Source organism: Halotolerantifilum yawarlongkerapense (assembly GCF_054506745.1).
The window spans coordinates 2192631-2214433 of record NZ_CP199719.1; the positions used below are offsets into that span (position 1 = coordinate 2192631).

General features: G+C 58.1%; 18 protein-coding genes. 17 read left to right on the forward strand and 1 reads right to left on the reverse strand.

Annotation, left to right across the window (positions count from 1 at the left end; genetic code table 11):
* Positions 1 to 3: 3 nt before the first annotated feature.
* Both ACULM0_RS10890 and ACULM0_RS10895 read left to right on the forward strand, forming a co-directional pair.
* Entirely contained in the window at positions 4 to 1839 is a 1836-nt protein-coding gene (locus tag ACULM0_RS10890; RefSeq protein ID WP_463677558.1) for a glycoside hydrolase family 15 protein, read from the forward strand.
* Positions 1839 to 5126: a glycoside hydrolase family 31 protein gene (locus ACULM0_RS10895; protein WP_463677559.1), complete on the forward strand. Its 3288-nt coding sequence runs from the start codon at positions 1839 to 1841 to the stop codon at positions 5124 to 5126. Before ACULM0_RS10890 ends, ACULM0_RS10895 begins: the two co-directional genes overlap by 1 nt.
* Positions 5127 to 5317: 191 nt before the next feature.
* Here ACULM0_RS10895 and ACULM0_RS10900 read toward each other — a convergent pair whose 3' ends face one another.
* Positions 5318 to 5890: a phosphatase PAP2 family protein gene (locus ACULM0_RS10900; RefSeq protein WP_463677560.1), complete on the reverse strand. Its 573-nt coding sequence runs from the start codon at positions 5888 to 5890 to the stop codon at positions 5318 to 5320.
* Between the two features lie 159 nt (positions 5891 to 6049).
* Between ACULM0_RS10900 and ACULM0_RS10905 the strand changes: the two genes are divergently transcribed.
* The 15 genes from ACULM0_RS10905 to ACULM0_RS10975 all read left to right on the forward strand — a co-directional run bounded on the left by ACULM0_RS10905 (position 6050) and on the right by ACULM0_RS10975 (position 21582).
* Entirely contained in the window at positions 6050 to 7315 is a 1266-nt protein-coding gene (locus ACULM0_RS10905) for an NAD(P)-dependent oxidoreductase (protein WP_463677561.1), read from the forward strand.
* A gap of 77 nt (positions 7316 to 7392) precedes the next feature.
* Positions 7393 to 8259 (forward strand): AraC family transcriptional regulator, encoded by an 867-nt coding sequence (locus ACULM0_RS10910; protein ID WP_463677562.1) that lies wholly within the window; start codon positions 7393 to 7395, stop codon positions 8257 to 8259.
* Positions 8260 to 8358: 99 nt separating this feature from the next.
* Positions 8359 to 9270: a DMT family transporter gene (locus ACULM0_RS10915; RefSeq protein ID WP_463677563.1), complete on the forward strand. Its 912-nt coding sequence runs from the start codon at positions 8359 to 8361 to the stop codon at positions 9268 to 9270.
* Between the two features lie 29 nt (positions 9271 to 9299).
* Positions 9300 to 10151, forward strand: coding sequence for a patatin-like phospholipase family protein (locus ACULM0_RS10920; RefSeq protein ID WP_463677564.1), 852 nt, complete (start codon positions 9300 to 9302; stop codon positions 10149 to 10151).
* Entirely contained in the window at positions 10152 to 10997 is an 846-nt protein-coding gene (gene citG / locus ACULM0_RS10925; protein ID WP_463677565.1) for a triphosphoribosyl-dephospho-CoA synthase CitG, read from the forward strand.
* 239 nt (positions 10998 to 11236) lie between these two features.
* A complete protein-coding gene (citC, locus tag ACULM0_RS10930; protein ID WP_463677566.1) occupies positions 11237 to 12259 on the forward strand; it encodes a [citrate (pro-3S)-lyase] ligase in 1023 nt (340 codons plus the stop codon).
* 25 nt (positions 12260 to 12284) lie between these two features.
* Entirely contained in the window at positions 12285 to 12575 is a 291-nt protein-coding gene (citD, locus tag ACULM0_RS10935) for a citrate lyase acyl carrier protein (RefSeq protein WP_463679881.1), read from the forward strand.
* On the forward strand, positions 12572 to 13444 hold the full coding sequence (locus ACULM0_RS10940; protein ID WP_463677567.1) for an aldolase/citrate lyase family protein: 873 nt from the start codon (positions 12572 to 12574) through the stop codon (positions 13442 to 13444). Before citD ends, ACULM0_RS10940 begins: the two co-directional genes overlap by 4 nt.
* The gene (gene citF / locus ACULM0_RS10945) at positions 13444 to 14940 is read left to right on the forward strand and encodes a citrate lyase subunit alpha (RefSeq protein ID WP_463677568.1); all 1497 of its coding nucleotides are present in this window, start codon (positions 13444 to 13446) and stop codon (positions 14938 to 14940) included. Before ACULM0_RS10940 ends, citF begins: the two co-directional genes overlap by 1 nt.
* Positions 14930 to 15430, forward strand: a complete 501-nt coding sequence (citX, locus tag ACULM0_RS10950) for a citrate lyase holo-[acyl-carrier protein] synthase (protein WP_463677569.1) — start codon at positions 14930 to 14932, stop codon at positions 15428 to 15430. Before citF ends, citX begins: the two co-directional genes overlap by 11 nt.
* Before the next feature lie 16 nt (positions 15431 to 15446).
* Positions 15447 to 16457 (forward strand): Bug family tripartite tricarboxylate transporter substrate binding protein, encoded by a 1011-nt coding sequence (locus ACULM0_RS10955; protein WP_463677570.1) that lies wholly within the window; start codon positions 15447 to 15449, stop codon positions 16455 to 16457.
* Positions 16458 to 16521: 64 nt separating this feature from the next.
* Positions 16522 to 16992 (forward strand): tripartite tricarboxylate transporter TctB family protein, encoded by a 471-nt coding sequence (locus ACULM0_RS10960; protein WP_463677571.1) that lies wholly within the window; start codon positions 16522 to 16524, stop codon positions 16990 to 16992.
* A 12-nt stretch (positions 16993 to 17004) separates the two neighbouring features.
* Positions 17005 to 18528, forward strand: coding sequence for a tripartite tricarboxylate transporter permease (locus ACULM0_RS10965; RefSeq protein WP_463677572.1), 1524 nt, complete (start codon positions 17005 to 17007; stop codon positions 18526 to 18528).
* A 70-nt stretch (positions 18529 to 18598) separates the two neighbouring features.
* Positions 18599 to 20833: an ATP-binding protein gene (locus tag ACULM0_RS10970; RefSeq protein WP_463677573.1), complete on the forward strand. Its 2235-nt coding sequence runs from the start codon at positions 18599 to 18601 to the stop codon at positions 20831 to 20833.
* Entirely contained in the window at positions 20830 to 21582 is a 753-nt protein-coding gene (locus ACULM0_RS10975) for a Na-translocating system protein MpsC family protein (RefSeq protein ID WP_463677574.1), read from the forward strand. Before ACULM0_RS10970 ends, ACULM0_RS10975 begins: the two co-directional genes overlap by 4 nt.
* Positions 21583 to 21803: the final 221 nt, after the last annotated feature.

Genomic DNA, 21803 nt, shown 5'->3' on the forward strand with positions numbered 1-21803 from the left:
CCTATGGCCTATCCGGGCTTGGGTATGATTGGTTGTGAGCACCTGGCAGGTATGTACGGTGTGGATGAAGGCATTATCGACGGCAAGGGGACGGGCGTGCGACATCTCTTTTACAAGGGTTTCGAGGAGGATTTGGTCCACAGTGCGGTGACCCTGGTCAAATCAGGGGGCAAGATCTTGTACGGCAACCGCGTGGAGTCAAAGGCAAGACATCCAGAACACATCGCACCGCTCGATAGCTATACAGACCAGGGATTCTGCTTTACCGATGTGTTCGAAACGGAGGATTTTCGAAAAGTCGATCGAGCCTTTGGTTTTGAAGAGAGCAGTCTCGGCTTTTCCTGCACGATCACCAATCGGACCTATAGGGAGAAAGAGGTTGAAGTCTATGCCTACGTGATGCTCCGACCCCAAGGGCAAGGGCGGATACGGGTGGAGGACAACCGAGCCCTCGCCAGCGGTCAGACTTGCACGATCGGCATCCGGGGTGAGCAATGTGACCGCTTTCATCTGGTGGAAGAGGGACCCACGGGCTTCATCTATCGCACTACCGCCCATGTCCTTTACGGGGATGCGAGTCCGCTCGAGCTCAACCCTGGCGAGGGTTCGCTGACGGGGATTCTGGTGGGCAGGACCTTGACCTTGCCACCCGATGGGTCCCACACCTTTCACTGGACGCTGGCCGTCGGCGGTAGGGAGGAGGAAGCCCTTGACCACCTCGAGGCTTGCCCGCCAGCAGGGGCCTTTTCCAAGGCCAAGGCCTACTGGCAAAGCTTTCTGGCCAGGGGAGAACAACCGGTGGCCGGCACGCCACTGGCCTTGGAGCGGATCAACCGCATTGCCATCAAGAGTGCGACCAACCGCGGCTTCGTTCCCGCGGATCTGACGGGCCATTATTATTCCGACGGCATGCCGAGCTACTACGCTAGAGATTCTATGATGGTGGCGCGAGCCTTTCTACTGTCGGGTCACTACCGGGAGGCCAAGGAGATTCTCCTGTACCTCATGGAAAGGCCGAGGAAAAAAAGCGGGGAGTTTTACCAGCGCTACAATGGCAAAGGCCAGCCCTCCGAAGGGGCCAACAACGAGGTCTACCAGCAGCTCGACTCCATCGGTTACTTTCTGCGTAACGCCAGGGATTACGAGCGCTTCACAGGCGAGCGTCTGATCGATGATGCTTGGATCGCTGAGCTGACGGGTGTGCTCCTCGCTAGCGAAAGAAAGAAGGGACTCGTGGGTCCCGAGGGTGGGGTCAATGAAGGCGTCTTTGGTCCCGCGTACATCACATCATCGAACATGTTCATCTACGGCGGGATTCGCGCGGCCATCGAAATGGTCTCCGATGCGCACCTGCGAGATCGTTTGATCGACCTGAACCGATCAATCCTGGCGGGGATTGAAACCACTTATCTGGCGGGAGAGGGCTACCAGTACGGGTACGTATCGTATCATGATGAGCTGGTCAGAAAATACGATGCACCCCAGTATTTTGGACTCCTCTATGGCTTCGAGGATACGAACAAGATGCGGGCCACCCACCGGTATCTGCTCGATCATGCGGATTTTTATCATGGCGGTACCGGCTACAGTGAACAGGAGTATCACCATGGTCCCTGGTTGTTCAACACGGGGGCCTGTGCAGAGTACGCCTACTGTACCGGCGATTTGAAAACCTATGAAAAGAAGAGAGACTGGATGGTACGTCACGCCAATCGCTATGGCCTGATGCCAGAAGCGATCAGTGGTGACGATGAGCGGATCAGTTATATCAATCCATTGGTTTGGGCTTGTGCTGAGTTCGTTTCCGTCTGTCATATCCACAGTCAACAGGAGGGGTGATGAACTTGGAACGCTTGATGCCCATAGTGAAAGCACATTTTTTCGTGCTGAAAAAACAAGAGGACCGGCTGGCTTCTTTATGCAGAGAGACCAGCCGGAAGGCCCAAGCGACGGGCGATGCCATCGACCGTGCCATGGCCTTGTACCTGGGGGCCCTGCACCGGCTGGAGGATGAGGAGAGCGCATTTCTGCAAAACCCCCTCTTTCACCAATGGGCCGACGACGTGGTGTCCAGCGCCATGGTCCCCTATCCCGGTCTGTTCGGAAAAGAGGACCCTCGTGTCCACACGGCGGTACTGGCCTTGATGTACAGTGCCCTGCGCAATGCCAACCTCTTTTACAAGCGGGAGGCCATAGCCAGGGCTCTGCGCGAGATCAAGGCCCACCTCTACACCCATCATATTGCTGGTGGTAGGCTTATGTCGGATGATGGACGACAGGAGAATCGTTTCGATACGCTTTTCGCCTGTGTACCCTTTGGTCTACTTGAACCAGAAGATCTCGTGCTCGTGGATGCGGTTCAGGAGATGCGAAAGGTCCTAGGCCAGGATCCCGAGCGCCTGACGGACTTCGAGCGCCTGCTGCTCGCCTGGTACGATGCCGAACAGGGGAGCTATGCCGAGGCACGGGACCTGCTCGGGTCCGTAAAGGATGACCATGTTCTGAAGAAACTCGTGGCCACCCGCCTCGCCTCAGTGGGGCAACTGCAAGAAGACCTGATCCGTCACCGTCCCCTTGGAAATGGCAATCGCTACGAGCCCGGTGCAGATGAGCGTCACCCCTGGTTTCCCCTGGGAGGAGAAGCCTTCACACTAGACGCCATCACCTCGCCGCTGAGCGAATCGAGGCCCCTGCTGCTCGAGTTAAACGGCAAGCTTTACGAGGGTGATCTACTATCCGATCGGTGGCGATTCGAGCTAGAGGGCCGACCGGGTGGGGAAGATGTGTCCTACCGATTTTTCTACAGGGATCAACCGGAGATCGCATCAGAAACCTTCCGCTTCTCCGTGGGGAGGGTCCTGTATGCAGAAGATCTGCGGGCTGTTTACCGCGATGAGCGGCGGCTGTTCTTTTTCGATGACCACGGATGCCTGGCTTTCGAAGCCATGGAGGATCGGCTCGCCTTTTCCCTTGCGCCCTATGATGAGGGGCAAATCGGTGAGTGGGCCGAAGGCGTCACAGGAGAGGTCGTATCCCTGGGTGGGTATGAAATTAGGTTTTCGCGGGCACCCTTCACCTTCTCGGTGGGCGGTCCCCAGGGTCTTCTCCTGCGATCGGTGGAGGACCATCCCCTTTCCTGGATCGAAAGAGAGGGATGCATCTGTGCGACGGGTCTGCGCTTTCAGTTGGAGGATACCCGAATCTACGGACTGGGTGAACGCTATAATGCCTTCGATCAGTGGGGGCAGCAGGTGGACCAGTTTGTCTATAACCAGTACAAGGACCAGGGACTGCGGACCTACCTACCGATGCCACTTTTCTATACAACAGCGGGCTTCGGTATGAGCTTGTCGAACGAAGGTTATTCCGTCCTTGACTTCGGCCGAGACCGTCAAGGGGAGCTGCAGCTCTACGTGGAGGAGCAGCACATGGAGGGGCAGCTTGTTTTCGGTTCCTTGCAAGAGCAGGTCCGGACCATCCACCATGTACACGGCCCGGCCAAGATGATCCCCGAATGGGCCCTGGGTCCTTGGATGTCCAGCAACAACTGGGACAGTGATCATGAAGTACGCAGGCAAGTGGCCGAGACAGAGAAACACGGGATTCCCGCTACGGTCCTCGTGATCGAAGCGTGGAGCGATGAAGCGACCTTTTATATTTTCAACGATGCGGTATACGAAGAAAGGACAGATGGTTCTGCCCATGCTTACGGGGATTTTACCTTCCCCGAATGGGGGCGCTGGCCAGATCCCAAGGGTCTGATCGACTACCTGCATGAGAAGGATCTCAAGTGCCTTTTGTGGCAGATCCCCATTATCAAGCAGATCACCAGTTTGCACCACTTGCAAAAATCCTATGACGAGTCCCACGCCCTGGCACGGGGCTACTGTGTCAAGGAAGCCTCGGGAGCGCCTTACCGCCTGCCCGAGGGGTGGTTCAAGGATAGTTTGCTCATGGATTTTTCCCATGAAGAGGGCAAGCAGTGGTGGTTTGACAAGCGCAAGTACCTCGTGGAAGAGCTGGCCGTCGATGGTTTCAAGACCGATGGCGGAGAGTTTGTCTTCGGCAATGATCTTGCCTTTCACGATGGCAAGACCGGTCGGGAGATGAGAAATGCCTATCCCAACGCCTACATCGGAGCCTACTATGACTTCATCCGTCAAAACGATGGCATCACTTTCTCACGCGCGGGCTACACGGGTGCGCAGCGTTATCCGGCCCACTGGGCGGGAGATGAGCGATCGACCTTCGATGCCTTCAAGCGCAGCATGCTGGCGGGGCTTTCCGCTGGCCTGTCGGGGGTGATCTTCTGGGGCTGGGATCTTGCGGGTTTCAGCGGGGAGATCCCCAACGTGGAGCTTTTTATCCGTTCGACGCAGATGGCTGCCTTCTGTCCGATCATGCAGTACCACGCGGAGAGTAAGGCGGAGTTCAATCAGGACCGGACGCCGTGGAACATCGCAGAACGCTGGCAAGATGAACGGGCCATCGCAGTCTATCGATTCTACGCCAACCTCCGGATGTCCTTGATTCCCTATCTGCACCAAGCATCAAAAGAAGCGATTCTTAGGGGTGAACCCCTGATGAAGCCCTATGTCCTCGATTTTGAGGAGGACCCTGCAACACACGACCTGTGGGATGCCTATCTACTGGGGCCTTCTCTTCTCGTCGCCCCTGTCATCGAGGAAGGAGCAAGGCTCCGCAACCTCTACCTACCGGAAGGTAGGTGGTGGTCGCTGTTCGAAGAAAGGTTCTTCGAGGGAGCCCGTAGGATCGAGGTGGAGGCTCCCATCGACCGGATACCCGTTTTCGTCAGAGACGGAAGCATCCTGCCCATGGATCTCAACCCATCGGGCCTTTTGGGTGATGCGATGCCTTCCTCCCTGGAGGATTACCAGCGGCTCACCCTCTTGATCGTGGGTTCACCGGAAGGCCTATGGTGTTTCTCGGGCCGAAAGGATCTCGAGATCAGGGTTACCTCTTTTACTGATGAAGAGGGCGTGCTCACCATGGAGGTGGAGGCACAGGATCACCCACTGTGGCTTCATTTTGCCGGCGGTTTGGAGCTTGTGCACATCAACGGAAGAAGGTATCGAGACATAAGCATCCTGCCACTGAAAGACTAGGGATGCGAAAAAATCCTGACTGGCAAGCAGGACGGGTAGAGAGCATACCCGTCGAGCAGATAAGCCAGTTCAAGGTGACCGATCATCAGGCACCTCATATGTTGAAAAAGATCAAGCCATCTTCAGAGGGAAGAAGCATTCCCGTGAAGGTGGCTTGATGAGCGATAAGCGTGACCTATGTCTCTTGCACGTCAAGTATGAGAAGACTCTCTCGAAAGGAAGCGCTCCACACCCCACAGGAAAGTCAGAGCCGCGGCGTAGCCCGCCAGGACATCGGCGGGGTAGTGGACCCCCAGGTACAGGCGGCTGAAGGACATCAGCAGGCTGTAGCCGAGAAGGGGTAGGATCCATCTGCCCGAGCCCTTGAGAACGTAGAGGTAGACATAATACATAAAGACGGCATTGACCATGGCGTGTCCGCTGGGGAAGCTGAAATAGCCTTCTATGACCAGGGGAGAGAGATCGGGGCGCTGGCGACCGAAGAGGTATTTCAATGCCCCGTTAAAGGCAAAGGCCCCGAGCAGACCGAAGGACAGGGGATAGCGGTAGTCGCGGTCTTTTGCGAGCAGCAGGACCAGGGCACCCAGGGGGAGAAGCAGACGCCAGGAACCCAGGTGGGTGAAGGTAGTGAAAAAGAGGCTCAGCCCCTCCGTGCGCATCTGGGCGATGAGGGCGAGGAGTCTTTCGTCCATCGGGCTCTGCCACAGGAAGAAGGCCGCAAGCCACAAGAGTAAGGCGAGTAAGATTTTCCAGTGTTTTTTCAAGCAGATCAGCTCCCAGTCTACAGATGTTTCAGGTGTCGTTACTCCTTAGATACCCGATGGCCATGAGCTTATCGCGCGAATCATCTGTTGAGGTGTAGTCTGCATTTTTGAAAAGTTTTTTGAATCTTGGTCGTCGTGTTATAATAATGGCTAACGGAAATGGAGGCGATTGTCATGGCACAACATATCATAGAAGAAGCGAACCGCTGCCTACAGTGCAAGCGGCCCCTGTGCAAAGAGGGATGTCCAGTGGATACGCCGGTGAACGAGGCGGTCCACCTTCTCCTCAACGACCGAATCACTGAGGCCGGCAGACTACTTTTTGAAAACAACCCCCTGTCCATCGTATGCTCCCTGGTCTGTCCCCACGAGAGGTTTTGCGAGGGACACTGTGTGCTGAGCAAAAAGGGAAAGGCCATCCACTGGAGCTCGATCGAGCACTACATCTCGGATTACTACCTGCACCAGATGGACTACCGGCCCGATATCGATCCGGAAAAAAAGGTGGCCATCATCGGTTCGGGTCCCTCGGGCATCACCCTGGCCTTCTTCCTGGCGGCCAAAGGCTATGCGGTCACGATTTTCGAAGCCCAGGACAAGATCGGCGGGGTCCTCCGCTACGGGATCCCGGCCTTCCGCCTGCCCAAGGATGTTCTGGACCGGTTGATGGACCAACTGCTGCAGATGGGCGTCAAGATCCGGCCGAACACCCTGGTGGGACCCGTGATCACCGTGGACGATCTCTTTCGGGACGGCTACAAGGCCATCTTTATCGGCACGGGCGTCTGGAATCCCAAGCCCATGCGCATCAAGGGAGAAAGCCTGGGCCACGTGCACTATGCCATCGATTATCTGAAAAATCCAGAGAGCTACCGGCTGGGTCGTAGGGTCGTGGTCGTGGGCGCGGGCAACGTGGCCATGGACGTGGCCCGGACGGTGATCCGCAAGGGGGCCAAGGAAGTGACGGTTCTCTACCGGCGGGATGAGAGCGACATGTCGGCCTCCAACGAGGAGATCAAGTACACCAAGCTGGACGGGGTCCACTTCGACTTCTTCAAGACGCCTGTAGAAATCACGGACCAGGGGATCCTGTACAAGCACACGAAAAAGGTCACGGTCGATGGCGAGGAGAAACTCATCACCTCCGATGCCCCGGCCGAGCTCAAGGAGGCCGACTCCGTGATCATTGCCGTCAGCCAGGGCCCCAGGGCCAATATCGTGGCCCACTCCAAGGGCATTGACATCGATGGGAAGGGTCTCGTGCAGACGGACGAAACGGGGCTGACCACCCGGGAGGGCGTCTTCGCCTCTGGAGACGTGGTCACCGGTGCCAAGACGGTGGTCGAGGCCGTGAACTTCTCCAAGCGCGTGGCCGAGGCCATCGATTCTTATGTGAAAGGCCTCGAGGGTCAGACCAATTCTTAACGCTTCCCAAAAGTGCACAAATTATCAAAAAAGCCTTCTGGCAGTCCGGTAGAATGTGAGTGTGAGGTGAGGAAAAGATGATCTACGAGCGGATGATCCGAGAGGTACTGGGTTGTGTGGAAAGGGCCCTGGACGATTCTACTTACACGCTGGGGAAACTGGCAGAAGAGGTGGGCTACTCCCAGTGGTATTTGACCCGGCTTTTTCATGTTTTCAGCGGCTACATGCTGTCGGACTACATTCGGATCCGGCGGATCTCGGAGGCGGCGAGGAGCCTGGTGGGTTCGGAGGAACGGATCCTCGAGATCGCCATAGGCCACGGCTTTAGTTCGCAGGAGAGCTTTAGCCGCAGCTTCAAACAGCTCGTGGGCCTCACACCGAATCGGTACAGACGCCAGGGAAAAGACACCTACTACGTCGCCCCCCTGGACGTCAGGAAATTGGTCTGCATACAAGGAGGAAATGAGATGAAACCGGAACTGAAAAAACTACCCGCCCGCACGATCGTGGGCATGGTCTACGAGGGAAAGAACGAGAACCAAGAGATCGGTCAGATGTGGCAGGTCTTCAACGGGCGCACGGCAGAGATCAAGCACATCAAGGAAGGGGCCGATGCCTACGGTGCCTGTGCTCCCATGACAGAAGATCTGGATATCTCCAAGGTGCAGGACTTCCGCTATATGGCCGGCATCGAGGTGGATAGCGCAGAAGACCTTCCGGAAGGGATGGAAACCTGGACGCTCGATCACGTGGACTATGCTGTTTTCAAGCATGTGGGTGATGTGACGCTGATCGGTGAGACCTACAAGAAAATCTACGGTGAGTGGTTCCCCGAGTCAGGCTACGAGGTGGCCCACACCTACGACTACGAGCTTTACACGGAAGATTTTAAGCCGGGCTTTCCCGATAGTGTGACCTACATCTACGTGCCCATTAATCGCTAAGATCTCTTAAAACAAAGGCAACCGGCGATCACTTTTGACCCGGGCCATTCCCAAGTCCCCCCTTTTCTGCTATCCTAACGGTGGAGGGGGGATTTTCCTATGTCCGATCGAACGCTCGGCTACGGTGCGGCCATCATCTCGGCGGTAGTCTTCGGGACCATGCCGCTCATGGCACTTTATATTTACGCAAGGGGCGGGAACGCCATCGGCGTCACTTTTTACCGCTATCTTTTTTCGCTGCCCATGCTGGTCTTTTTGAACCGCAGGACGGCCGGGCCGCTTCCCAGGTTGAGCCTCATCCAGTGGAAACAAATGGCCCTCGTGGCCATCTTTGGGTACGGGCCCACGGGCCTTCTGCTCTACATCTCCTACGGTATGATCCCCTCGGGGATCGCTACCACGGTGCATTTTCTCTACCCTGTGCTCGTGGTGCTAGGCGGCGTGCTTTTCACCCGGGCACCCATCACCCGGAGGACTTTCCTGGCGGTCTTTTTCTCCACCGCCGGGGTGGTGCTTTTTTACGGTGGCGGTATCGAGCTGAACGTCCTGGGTTTTCTTCTCGCCCTGCTTTCGGCCGCGACCTATGCTTTTTACATCCTGTACATCGATGCCAGTGGCCTCAACCACCTGCCCACCTACGCCCTGACCTTTTACCTGACCCTGATCTCTGGTGTGATCACCTTTTTCTACGGGCTGGTGACGAAGAGTCTCTTCGTGGCCATCACACCGGCGGGCTGGGGGATGACCCTGGTGCTGACCTTCGTGGTGGCCGTGGCCGGCGTGAGTTTCTTCCAGGTGGGGATTCGCAAGGTGGGTCCCCAGCACGCGGCGATCCTCAGCACTTTCGAGCCGGTGACCAGCGTGATCATCGGCATCCTGGTCTTCTCCGAGCGGGTGACGCCCGGGGCCCTAATCGGTATTGTGTTCATTCTCTTGGCCGTGGTTGTGATCGCCACCAGCGGCCGGCGGGAGGCGAAAAAGATCGCTGCCCTCAAGCGACCGACGATTTAATGCATAGTTGGTAATGGAAAGGAAATCCCATGGATAGAGAGAACAAGAAAACCGCCCTGGTGGTGGAAGGCGGCGCCATGCGCGGCATCTACTCGGCCGGTGTCCTCGATGCCCTGCTCGAGAAAGGGTCCGACCCCTTCGATCTGTACCTCGGGGTCTCGGCGGGGGCCACGAACCTAGCGGCCTACCTGGCCGGAATGCAGGGTAGGAACTACAGGGTCTACACGGAGTATTCCCTGGATCCGGCCTTTATCTCCGCGAAAAAGTTCATCCGCGGTGAGCACCTGATGGATCTCGACTGGCTCTGGTACGTGACCATCCGCGACCTGCGGCTCGATCTCGACCGACTGTCGGAGAAAAGGGACCGGTTTTTCATCGGCCTCACCGATGCCCGGACGGGTGAGGCGACCTACCTCACGCCGGCGAGCGACCAGCTCGAGCATGTGCTCAAGGCTTCAAGCGCCATTCCCGTCTTCTACAAGCGGACCCTACATGTGGATGGGATCCCCTACGTGGACGGGGGGGTGGCCGATCCCATTCCCGTGAAAAAAGCCCACGAGCTGGGTGCCGACCGGATCGTGGTCCTGCGCTCGCGCCCCGAGGACTACCGAATGAAGGACAAACGGTTTTCTCCCTTTTACCGCTGGTTTTTCAAAGACCACCCCGCAGTGGCCGAGGCGACCCTGGACCGCGCCCGCGTTTACAACGAGGCCATCGCCTTTATCGAGGAGCCGCCAGCGGGTGTCGAGGTCATCGCCCTCCATCCGCCACAGGAGCTGGGGCTCAAGCGGTTCACCAAGGAGATCGACGTTCTGGACGCGGCCTATGAGGAGGGCTTTCGTGCGGGCGAGGCCTTGATGCGCCGACTGGAGGAAGGGTAGATGAGAAGGGAAGCGCTCACGCGCCTCTGCCACCGGTCGCTGATCCGCGAGGTATCGCTCACGCCGAAGCCAGGTCTCGTGGATCTTGCCAACAGTGGCGCCCACGACGATATGACGGCGGATCATTTTCTAAGGAGCGCCGACACCCTGCGGGAGACCTTTTCCGCTTGTTTCGATGTGGGAGCGAAAGCAGAAGAGCCCCTTTCGATCTTGACCGGCCTGCGACCCGTTGGAATCGAGGGGGAGCGGCAGATGTACGCGGCCACAGGAGGGGTCAACACCCACAAGGGGATGGTCTTTTCCCTGGGACTCCTCATGGGGGCGGCCGGCTGGTTGGAGGCGAAGGGTCGACCCATCGGGGTGACCTCTCTGGTGGAGCTGATCCGCCAGATGACCTGGGGGCTGGTGGAAAGGGAGCTGGCGGAAAGAGACCTAGTCGAACCGCTCACGGCGGGAGAAAGACTCTACCGTGACCATGGCTTTCTGGGAATCCGCGGTGAAGTGCAGGCGGGTTTTCCCACGGTGCTGACCCACGGCCTGCCCATCTACTCCAGGACCCTGCAGGAGACCAAAGACGAGGAAGAAGCGGGCCACCGGGCCCTGGTCTCGCTCCTGATCCACGCTGAGGATTCCAACCTTATGAAGCGCGGTGGACCCGAGCTCTACCGTGAGACCAAGTCGCGGGCGGCCAACTTGCTACCGCTTCCGAAAGCGGTGCTGAGGACCAAGCTTGCGGCCTTTGACGCCTGGTGTACAGCCCATCATCTGAGCCCCGGCGGTACGGCCGATCTTTTGGCGCTGACCTTTTTCTTTCACGGCATCGAAGAAAAAACCTTGCAAGGATAAAAGTTTGTATGATACACTACAACATGAAAACGTTATCAATTTCCCGCGGATGCCGAGGGTAAGCCGGTGGGAGGGGTAACGCGAAAGAGAAAAGTACAGGGACAATACCATAGACGACGTTGGTAAAGCGTCGGAAAATCGAAAGATTCGTCCGATCAAGATCAACAAACGCCTGTGCGGCTACTAGCCGTGCGACCGTTTGTTGATCTTTTTTTGTATCCGAAAAGGAGGTGTATGCCGTGCAGGTGATCCGTCTAGATGTGACAAGTGAAAAGGATCGTTCCCTCATGGGTTCGCTTCTGAGAAGCCTAGGACTCAAGCTAGAGCGCGGTGTGGAGGAGAGCTACGGTGTGTTCGAGGGCGGACGGATCCTGGCGACAGGGTCCCTGCTCGGCAGGTCGCTCAGGATGATCGCAACGGATCCGGATTACGGGGGCTCCGAAGCCCTGCACCTGTTGATGACCCACCTGATCGAAAGGCAGATGGAGCGGGGGCACGTGGACCTGGCCCTCTGGACAAAACCGGAGGCGGCCCTGTCTTTCGAACGGATGGGTTTCGAGCTGGTCTTTCAGACGGCCGAGGTGGTCTTTCTAGAGAATACCCCCGGGCGCTTCGACGGCTACCTGAAGCGCATCGGGAAACACAGGGTGGACGGGGGCGTCAGCGGGGCCATCGTGATGAACGCCAATCCCTTTACCCGGGGACACCGCTACCTGGTGGAACGGGCGCTGGCCCACTGCGACCACCTCCATCTTTTCGTGGTGACGGAGGATGTGTCCATCTTCCCGGCCGACGTCCGGTTCGAACTGGTCCGGGCCGGGGTGGCCGATCTAAAGAACGTCACGCTCCACAGGACGGAGACCTACCTGGTTTCCCGGGATACCTTCCCCGGCTATTTCTTGGGGTCCAAGAAGGAAGATGCCTTCGCCGATCTCGACCTCGGGCTCTTCGCCCGTCGGATCGCACCGGTCCTCGGCATCGACAAACGCTTCGTGGGAAGAGAACCCTACTGTCCGGTGACCCGGCGCTACAACGAGCGCATGACGGAGATACTCCCGGCTCAGGGCATCGAGGTGGTGGCCTTCGACCGGCTCACCGATGGTCGGGAGGCGATCAGCGCCTCGCGGGTACGCCGGGCACTGTCCGAAGGAAACTGGCGGGACCTGACCGACTGGGTGCCGGAGAATACTTTACAATTTTTAAAAGGTCCCGACGGAGCTCAGGTCCGCGAGAAGCTAAAGGGTTTCTCCGGTCGACACTAGTGAAGGAGGAAGAGCAGTGAAGATTATGAAGTCCGCGCTGGCGGGTACGATGGAATCCAGTGATATCCAGATCACCGTGATGCCCACTGAGGAAGAAGGACTACAGGTTCATCTCACGAGCATCGTGGAGGTCCCCTTCGGCGATCAGATCCGGGCGGTGATCCTGGAGAGCCTAGAGGCCTCGGGCATCAGCTCGGCTAGGGTCAAGGCCGTGGACCGCGGGGCCCTCGATTGCACGATCCGGGCCCGGGTCATGGCGGCCGTCCACAGGGCCACGGAAGATGAAGGTTCCTTTTTCAAGGGGGTGAAGGCATGAAGCAAAGGCGTACGATGCTCTACGTTCCAGGCTCACACCCCTCCAAGATCCAGGAGGCTCCCATCTACGGATCGGATAGCATCATGATCGATCTGGAGGATGCCATCGCACCCAAGGAAAAGGATGCGGCCAGGCTCCTCACCTACCACGCCCTGCAGTCCGTGGATTTCATGGGCATCGAGACGGTGGTCCGCATCAACAGTTTTGACTCGGGCCATGCGGAGAAGGACATCGAGGCCGTCGTCCGCGGAGGCGTGGATGTGGTTCGTCTGCCGAAGACGGAAAAGGCCGAGGACCTCCACGAGGTGGAGGCGGCGATCGAAGCCGTCGAACGGGCCTGCGGAAGAGCCGTGGGCAGCACCAAGATGATGGCGGCGATCGAAAGCCCCTTGGGTGTGCTGAACGCCCTGTCCATCGCCACGGCCACGGACCGGCTGATCGGTATCGCCATCGGCGCCGAGGATTTCGTGACGTCCATGCATACCACGAGAAGTCCGGGGGGCATTGAGCTGTTGGTGGCCAGAAGTCAGATCCTCATGGCCGCAAGAGCGGCCGGGATCATGGCCATCGACACGGTCTACTCGGATCTCGATAACATGGCGGGGTTTGAAGAAGAGGTGCGGCTGATCAAACAGCTGGGCTTCGACGGTAAATCCGTGATCCATCCCTCGCAGGTGGATCCGGTCCACCGCATCTACCGACCAGAGGAGGATGCGGTGGCGGAGGCCAAAGAAATCCTCCATGCGACGAAGGAAGCGGCGATGCGCGGCAGCGGTGTGATCACCGTGCGCGGCAAGATGGTGGACAAACCCATGATCGAACGGGCCGAGCGCGTGCTGGCCCTGGCGGGCGAAAGGAGCGTGAGCTGATGCTGGATGAACTGAGACCCTTTGCCCTGGTCCCCGAGGGAAGACGGCAGGGCAAACCCATCAAACGGACGCTCCCCCACACGTCGAAGGTCAGGGGGAGCCTGGAGGAGGCGCTGAGAACTTGCGGCGTGGCCGACGGCATGACCCTTTCCTTTCACCATCATTTTCGAAATGGCGATGTGCTCGTGGCCGACGCCCTCGAGTGCATCCACGGGATGGGTGTGAAGAACCTGCACCTGGCACCGAGCTCCCTCTCCGGTGTGCACGACACGCTGCTTCCCTTCTTTGAAGATGGGACCATCGGCAGGCTGTCCACCAGCGGTCTGCGCGGCAAGCTCGGGGAGTTCGTCTCCGGCGGTAAGATGAAAACGGTCGTGGACTTTCGCTCCCACGGGGGACGGGCCCAGGCTATCGAGTCCGGCGATTTGAAGATTGACATCGCCATCCTGGCGGTGCCCTCGGCAGACGCCTGGGGCAACGGTGGCAACAAGGGAAAGAACAGCCTCTGCGGGTCCCTGGGCTACGCCATGGTCGATGCCCTCTATGCCGATCACGTGATCTTGGTGACGGACGATCTGGTGGCTGGCGTCAACCTGCCGGCCAGTATCGACCGGACGCTGGTGGATCACGTGGTAGTGGTGCCCTCGGTGGGCGATGCCTCACGGATCGCCACGGGCGCCACGCGCTTTACCAAGAACCCCAAGGAACTCAAGATTGCCGAGAAGGCCTGTGAGGTCATCGTGGCCTCACCCTATTTCAAAGAGGGCATGAGCTTCCAGACGGGGTCCGGTGGCTCGTCGCTGGCGGTGACGCGCTACCTCCGCCAGGCACTACTGGACCGAGAGATCCGTCTCTCCTTTATCCTGGGGGGGATCACCGAACCCATGGTGAAGCTCCTGGAGGAAGACCTGGTAGACCACTTGGTGGATGTGCAGAGTTTCGACCTGGCGGCTTGTGCGTCCATCGCACGAAACGCCAGGCATCATGAGATCACCGCCTCGCAGTACGCCAACCCCCACAACCTCGGGGCCTATGTCAATGCCCTGGACGTGGTGGTGCTCAGTGCCCTGGAGATCGACGAGGATTTCAATGTCAACGTCCTCACGGGCGCCGATGGCGTGATCCGCGGCGCTTCGGGGGGGCACTCCGACACCTCGGCAGCGGCCCAGATGACCCTGGTGGTGGCACCGCTCTACAGGGGGAGAATTCCTACCGTGAGCAAATCGGTCCACACCACGATCACACCGGGAGAGACCGTGGACGTTTTCGTCTGTGAGTTCGGTGTGGCGGTCAATCCCCTGCGGACGGATCTCATCGCAGCCTTTGAGGAGGCCGGGATCGGCCTGGTGGCCATGGCCGATTTGAGACAAAAGGCCGAGCGTATCACCGGCGTCCCCCGTCCACTGGAAAGGGAAGACCGTACGGTGGCCCGGGTCCTCTACCGCGACGGTAGGGTGATCGACACCGTCGGGCAGGTGAAGCACCTTGCCGAGTGAAGCCCTCTTCGCACAGCTTCAGGCGAAGGAGCGAAGGCACAAACGCGTGCAGGATCTTTTTTCGCAGTTCGACCGGCCCATCCTGGTCTTCAAGCTCAACATACCGGGGCCGGATAAGGGCGATCCGAAATACCGCCCGCTCTTTGAAGCGGGAGAAGAGATGCTGATGCGACAGTTCGACGGGCGGGTGCTCTTTCACCGCACCCACCACCTGGAGACAGGCTCCGAAGCCTTTTACATCATCGATGGCGCGGGCCGATCGGTGAAGGAAGAAGCCCTCCGCCTGGAGGGCAAGTCCGAGATCACCAGGCTCTACGATTTTGATGTCTACGCACCCCACCTCTTGCATAGAGGTGACCTGGGGTTTGAAGAAAGATCATGTTTTATCTGCGAACGTCCAGCCTTCGAATGTGCCCGGAGCCGGCGGCACCCGCTACCGGAGTTGACGGGCCACATCGATCGCTTGATGCATATACTTTCACAACTATGATTAGGGAGGAAAAGCTATGAAGAGAAAATGGTTAGCAGCACTGCTCGGACTCACGCTTTTTGCAGGACTGGCACTCACAGGTTGTTCCACGGGGGAAACAGCCGAAACAGCGGGAGACGACTATCCGTCAAAATCCATGGAGTTCATCGCACCCGGCGGCGCCGGTGGTGGATGGGATCTGACGATCCGTACCGTGGCCAAGGTGCTGTCGGACACCGAGATTTCTCCGGTGCCTATGCCTGTAACCAATCGGTCCGGCGGCGGTGGTGGCGTGAACCTGTCCTACATGCAGGAGAAGGAAGGTTCGGATGCACTCATTTCAGTTTACTCACCACCCCTGCTTCTGATCAACCTCAATGGTTCCACACCTTACAGCTATGAGGATACAACACCTCTCGCACGTCTGATCGCCGATTACGGTGTATTCGTGGTAGGCGCTGATTCTGAGTACGATAGCATCGGCCAGGTCATGGACGCCCTCAAGGCAGATCCCAAGAGCGTGAAAATCGGTGGGAATTCCTCGGCCGGTAGTATGGACCACATCCAGTTTCTCATGATGGCCAAGGCGGCCGGCGTAGAGAACCTGAAAGAAATTGACTACATCGCCTTCCAGGAGTCGGGCACAAGCCAGATCCTCGGCGGACACATCGACCTTTTCTCCACGGGCCTCGGCGAAGTACAGGGTCTGCTCGAGAGTGGCGACTTAAAAGCACTGGCTCAAACTTCTGATAAGCGCGTGGGCGACGGCGTTGTGGCCGAGATCCCGAGTGCTACGGAGTCCGGTATCGACGCAACTTTCGTGAACTGGCGTGGACTCTTCGGTGCACCGAACATGCCTGACTACGCAAAAGCCTTCTGGACAGATGCCATCGATCAGATGGTCCAGACAGAAGAGTGGGCAGCTGCACGCGACACCAACAACTGGGATGACGCTTACATGCCTGCAGATGAGTTCGAAGCTTTCCTCGCGGAGGAAACGGAGAACATGAAGACCATCTTGGAAGACATCGGGATGTTGGGACAGTAAAGAGAAGACCAGAGGTGGGGCGCACGTGAGCGCCCCGATCCTCTTATTTTTAAGGAGGTACTCCATGAATTTTAATTTGATTGCGGGTCTTGGCGCCATTTTGCTCGGCGTACTTTACTCGGTGCAGGCCATGACCATGCGGGCAGCTTCCCTCGGGAACCCCATGGCACCCAAGATCCTACCGCTGATGCTCGGGGGGCTGATGATCCTGTTCGGGATCAGCCAGACCATTCAGGCATATAAGCAAACGGGTTTTAAACTGCGGATAAAAAAGGGAACGGCGACGGATTGGTACGTGAACCAGAAAATCCTATGGACCTGTGGGATGGCCATCATGTATGCACTATTATTCAACCGACTGGGGTACGTCCTGTCGACCATTGTGTTCCTCGGTGGGATTTTGACGCTATTCTCGGGCAGAGAAAAATGGCAGCGGACAGCAACGGTGGCGGTGACCTTCAGCGTGCTGATCTTCGTGGTCTTCACGAAGTTCCTGGGGATCATCTTACCCCCGGGTCCGATACCAGGATTATAGGAGGTATTCATCATGGAAGCATTATCATTTCTCATGTCCGGATTTGAGGTAGCGCTCCAGCCCATGAACTTGTTCTGGGTGACCCTGGGTGGTATCCTGGGGACCATCGTGGGGATGCTACCGGGTCTCGGACCGGCCACAGGTGTGGCGGTGCTCCTGCCCATGACCTTTACCATGGGTCCGGAGGCTGCACTGATCACCATGAGTGGCGTTTACTACGGCGCCATGTTCGGAGGATCGAGGAGTTCGATCTTGATCAATACACCGGGTGATGGGGCGGCCATAGCGGCGACCTTCGACGGTTACCCCATGAGCCAACAGGGACGGGCGGAACCGGCCCTGGCCATTTCGGCCATCGCCTCGCTCATCGGTGGACTGCTCGCGACCATCGTGTTCGTGTTCGTGGCCCAGCCCGTTGCACAGTTCGCGCTGAAGTTCGGACCGGCAGAGTACTTCATGCTCATGGTCTTCGCGCTCTCGGCGACGGCGTCCATGTCCAAGGGGAACCTATCGAAGGGCTTTATCGCTCTGCTGGCCGGTCTGATGATCGCGACGATCGGGATCGATGCCCAGTCGGGGATCCAGCGCTTTACCTTCGGTAACCTCCACCTGCAGACGGGCATCGACTTTCTCGTGGTGATCATCGCCATCTATGCCCTGGGTGAGGTCTTCAAGAGTTTCGGGTCCATCAAGGATGGAACGAAAAAAGTACAGACGAAATTCGGAAAAATTTGGATTTCAAAGGACGACTGGAAGCGGTCCAAGTGGCCGATCCTCCGGAGTGCTCCGCTGGGCTTTTTCATCGGTGCCCTGCCGGGTGCCGGTGGTACCATGGCATCGCTCATGGCCTACAACAATGAAAAGCAGCTGTCCAAGCATCCCGAGGAGTTCGGGGAAGGGGCCATCGAGGGTCTCGCGGCACCGGAGTCGGCGAACAACGCCGCATCGGTGGGTGCGCTCATCCCCATGCTGACCCTAGGGATCCCGGGATCCGGAACCACGGCGGTTATGATGGGCGCCCTGCTCATGCTGGGGCTTCAGCCCGGACCGCTCCTTTTCCAACAGCACCCCACGATCGCTTGGGGTCTCATCGCCAGTATGTTCGTTGGGAACATGATCCTGGCCTTCGTGAACATCCCCATGGCGGGACTTCTGGTTCGCGTCCTGGCGATTCCACCCAAGGTGCTCTATCCGGTGGTACTGGCCCTGGCCTTTGTCGGGACCTACGCCATCGGAAGCAGCGTGGTCGACTTCTACCTCTTGGTGCTCTTTGGTCTCATGGGTTACTTCATGTCCAAGGCCAAGATTCCGACGGCGCCGCTGATCCTGGCGGTCATCGTGGGCAACACCATGGAACAGTCCTTCCGACAGGCGCTCACCATTTCAGACGGCAGCCCGACGATCTTTTTCGGATCGACGATCAGCTGGGTACTGATTCTCCTGACAGCGGTTTCCGTGGGTTACCCGCTGGTGAAGGGTCTCTTCTCAAAAGCAAGAAAACAACAGAACGCAGCAAACGCCGGTCCCCAGGCATAGGATTTTTCCTATGCCTTCCCGGCGTTTTTGTCTTTATGGTATAATGCGTGGGAAAGGAAAGGGATGTGGGATGCAGTGGAGGAAAAAATGGCGTTTCGATGCACTGGAACTGATCCTGTCGGCGCTCCTGGGGATCGCCCTGATCGCGGGAGCAGCCTATTATAACTACCGGGCGGTGAACGACCACGTGGTGGAGAAGGAGCAGGCCCAGCTCTTTACCATCGCAAAGACCGTGGCCGGATCGCTGGAGGATTATTTTGAGTACCAGCGGGAGAGCCTGTCCATTGTCTTCGGGACCCGTGCTTTTCGCGAGGACCTGGCCCATGTGTACAGCGAGGAGGATCCGGCGCCGGAGTTCCGGTCGCTGGAGGAGTACTATCTGCTGCAGTCGGCGGAGATCGATGGCCTGATCTTGTACGACCGAAGGGGCAACCAGATCGTGGGCTACGGAAGCCCCGGTGCCCGGGCACCGGAAAGCTCCTTCCAGAGCGTGGTTCGCTCGGGGATCGACCAGCTGGGTGAAATCCGAAAGGATGGCGATCACCTGGCCATTGTCTACTACCTGCCCTATAAAAATGATGGGGAGACGGTGGAGGCCGTGCTGGCGATCCAGTACAGTCTGATCGCCCTCTACGAGGAGTTCGTGGCCCCGGTACGGGCTGGAGAGAAGGGTTACGCTTCGGTCAAGGACCAGGATGGGATCCTGATCATGCATCCCAAGTCCGAGGACCTCGGCACAGAGGTCATGAAGGCCCGGCGCACGGAGTTTCCAGACTACGACTGGCACGAGCTCGAGGAGCTGGTGGAGAGGCAAAAGCAGGGTGAACCCGGTGTGGGGAGCTATCACTCCATCTGGTACACCGATGAGGAACTCAACCGTGTGAAGAAGATCAGCGCCTACGTACCGGCCAAGCTGAGCGGCCAGTTCTGGATCGTGAATGTGTCCATGGACTACAAAGAGATGACCTCGGCCATCGAAGCGGCGATCATCCGCAATGTGATCCTGAGTGCTTTCACGGTACTGATTTTCCTCGCGGCCATGGTCTACATCTACAAGATCAAGAAGGACCGCCACCAGCTCAAGAAGGAGCTTTCTTACACCGAGCGCCTGTCCGAGCAGGTGAAGAAGTACGAGGCCCTGCTCAACAGTGCCAGTGACATGATCTTGATCCTATCGCCTTCAGAGGAGAAGAGGGTAGAGGAGGCGAATGCCAGGGCGGCGACCTTTTTCGGTCGCTCCGTCGCGGGCATGCATCTCGATGAGCTGCTCCAGTCGGCGGCCCTGCCGGAGAATCTCTCGGAGCCCTTCGAAGCGGTCCTGGTGGGCGCCAACGGTCGTGAGCTCACCGTGGAGATCAGCCTCCGGGCCTTCCAGGTCAAGGGGGAGGAGAAGCTGGTGCTGATCGCCCGGGACCTGACGGTGCGCAAACGCCAGGAGGCGGCACTGAGGAGAAGCCAGGACCGTTTTCGCGGGATCGTGAACACCCTGGCCAAGAAGGTGGGTAGCGAGGGGGATCTGCCGAGGGCAGAGGAGAAGGAGGCCTTTGCCCTGGAGCTCGAGGCCATCAACATCGAGATGGAACGCCTCTTTAAAGCCGAGATGGAAGAGCACAAGCAGGTGGAGCTCCTCATGCTCCACCAGTCCAGGCTGGCGGCACTGGGTGAGATGATCGGGAACATCGCCCACCAGTGGCGCCAGCCGCTGGCCAGCCTGGATATGCTCCTTTACAACCTAGAGGAAGAGGTGCCCCAAGAGATCGGCGGTGGGTCTTTTGACAAGGCCCACGGGCTCATCCGTCACATGAGCCAGACCATCGACGATTTCCGCTATTTCTTTGCCCCCAAGGGGGACAAGGCGCCCTTTACCATCGAGAGTACCCTGGACTTCTCGCTTCGCTTCCTAGAGGATCGCTTGAGGCTCAAGGGTATCCGGCTGGACAAAAACCTACAGGTGCAGGGCCACGTGCGGGGCCATGCCAACCAGCTGGCCCAGGTGATCTTCAATGTGATCAACAATGCCATCGATGCCCTGGAGAAGGAAAGGGAGCCGCGGATCCTGGTGGCGCTCGAGAAAGTGGACTTGGGTTACCGCGTGGTGGTGGAGGACAATGGACCGGGCTTTGACCCCGCCTACCTGGAAAAGGCTTTTGAGCCCCACGTGACGACGAAAAGAGAAGGGACGGGACTGGGGCTCTACATGGCCCGGACCGTGATCGAGAAGCACTTCGGAGGAAGCGTGCACCTGGAGAACCACAAAGGGGGGGCACGCGTGATCATCAACATCGGGGGGGATGATTTGTCATGATTGTGCTGGAGAAGATGCAGGTACTGTATGTGGAAGATGAAAGGGCCCTGAGGGAAGAGGTCTCGCGCTTTCTATCGCGGCGGGTCAAGCGGGTGATCGAGGCCCAAGATGGTCTGGAGGCGCTCGAAATGGTCGCCTCAGAACAAGTGGACCTCGTGATCACCGATCTCAAGATGCCCCGGATGGATGGACTGGACTTGGCGAGACGACTGAGAATCGAGAGGCCCGAACTGCCGATCATTGTGCTCACCGCCGTTTCCGATGCGGCGTCGATCTTAGAGATGGTGGATGTGGGTATCGACAAATACCTGGTGAAGCCCATCGATATCAAGCGGCTCGTTGGGGCTATGAAGGAGATCGCCGAACGCCTCTCGAGAAAAAAAGAGGGGACGGCGGGTCTGCTTCCCGAGGAAGAGAAAAAGATTACCGAACAAGTGGTGGGTCCCGTGGGCAGTTCTGTGAAGCGTCATCTGGGGAGGGGCCCTGCGACCATCAAGGTCTTTATCCAAGGCACCAGACTCATGCTCCAGCTCCAGGGAAGCCGGACGCCTTACGAGCAGACCCTGCTGGCAGAAGAGGCCAACCAGGTGGCGGTGGACCACCTGAGGGCCCTTTTTTACAAGCAGATCGGACCCTACCTGGCCCATATCCTAAACCGGGAGACGGACCTTGACTGGGTTTACGACGATGCCTCTGTGGACTCGGAGATGGACCTAGATCAGGTCTTCTTCCGCCTTGAGAGGGGATAGTTGAAGGAATTATGTAAAAAGCCAGTCTTCATAACGCATGAAGACTGGCTTTGTGCGCGTGGCAGCGCAATATACTAAAGGGTGAAAGTCCCGAATGCACCGATATGGCGGAAGCAGATAGCTGAGCGATAGTGCGTCTTTGCGAAAAGGGGTGCGGAGGATCGTAAGGCAAACCACTGCACAGAGCTGCAACTAAAACCCATGGTAGCATGATGCTGGAG

Coding starts and splice junctions, on each gene's coding strand:
- ACULM0_RS10975 (WP_463677574.1), top strand. CDS start 20,830: ATGATTGTGCTGGAGAAGATGCAGGTACTGTATGTGGAAGATGAAAGG.
- ACULM0_RS10965 (WP_463677572.1), top strand. CDS start 17,005: ATGGAAGCATTATCATTTCTCATGTCCGGATTTGAGGTAGCGCTCCAG.
- ACULM0_RS10940 (WP_463677567.1), top strand. CDS start 12,572: ATGAAGCAAAGGCGTACGATGCTCTACGTTCCAGGCTCACACCCCTCC.
- ACULM0_RS10905 (WP_463677561.1), top strand. CDS start 6,050: ATGGAGGCGATTGTCATGGCACAACATATCATAGAAGAAGCGAACCGC.
- ACULM0_RS10895 (WP_463677559.1), top strand. CDS start 1,839: ATGAACTTGGAACGCTTGATGCCCATAGTGAAAGCACATTTTTTCGTG.
- ACULM0_RS10910 (WP_463677562.1), top strand. CDS start 7,393: ATGATCTACGAGCGGATGATCCGAGAGGTACTGGGTTGTGTGGAAAGG.
- ACULM0_RS10960 (WP_463677571.1), top strand. CDS start 16,522: ATGAATTTTAATTTGATTGCGGGTCTTGGCGCCATTTTGCTCGGCGTA.
- ACULM0_RS10890 (WP_463677558.1), top strand. CDS start 4: ATGGCCTATCCGGGCTTGGGTATGATTGGTTGTGAGCACCTGGCAGGT.
- ACULM0_RS10970 (WP_463677573.1), top strand. CDS start 18,599: ATGCAGTGGAGGAAAAAATGGCGTTTCGATGCACTGGAACTGATCCTG.
- citD (WP_463679881.1), top strand. CDS start 12,285: ATGAAGTCCGCGCTGGCGGGTACGATGGAATCCAGTGATATCCAGATC.
- citF (WP_463677568.1), top strand. CDS start 13,444: ATGCTGGATGAACTGAGACCCTTTGCCCTGGTCCCCGAGGGAAGACGG.
- ACULM0_RS10920 (WP_463677564.1), top strand. CDS start 9,300: ATGGATAGAGAGAACAAGAAAACCGCCCTGGTGGTGGAAGGCGGCGCC.
- ACULM0_RS10915 (WP_463677563.1), top strand. CDS start 8,359: ATGTCCGATCGAACGCTCGGCTACGGTGCGGCCATCATCTCGGCGGTA.
- ACULM0_RS10955 (WP_463677570.1), top strand. CDS start 15,447: ATGAAGAGAAAATGGTTAGCAGCACTGCTCGGACTCACGCTTTTTGCA.
- citG (WP_463677565.1), top strand. CDS start 10,152: ATGAGAAGGGAAGCGCTCACGCGCCTCTGCCACCGGTCGCTGATCCGC.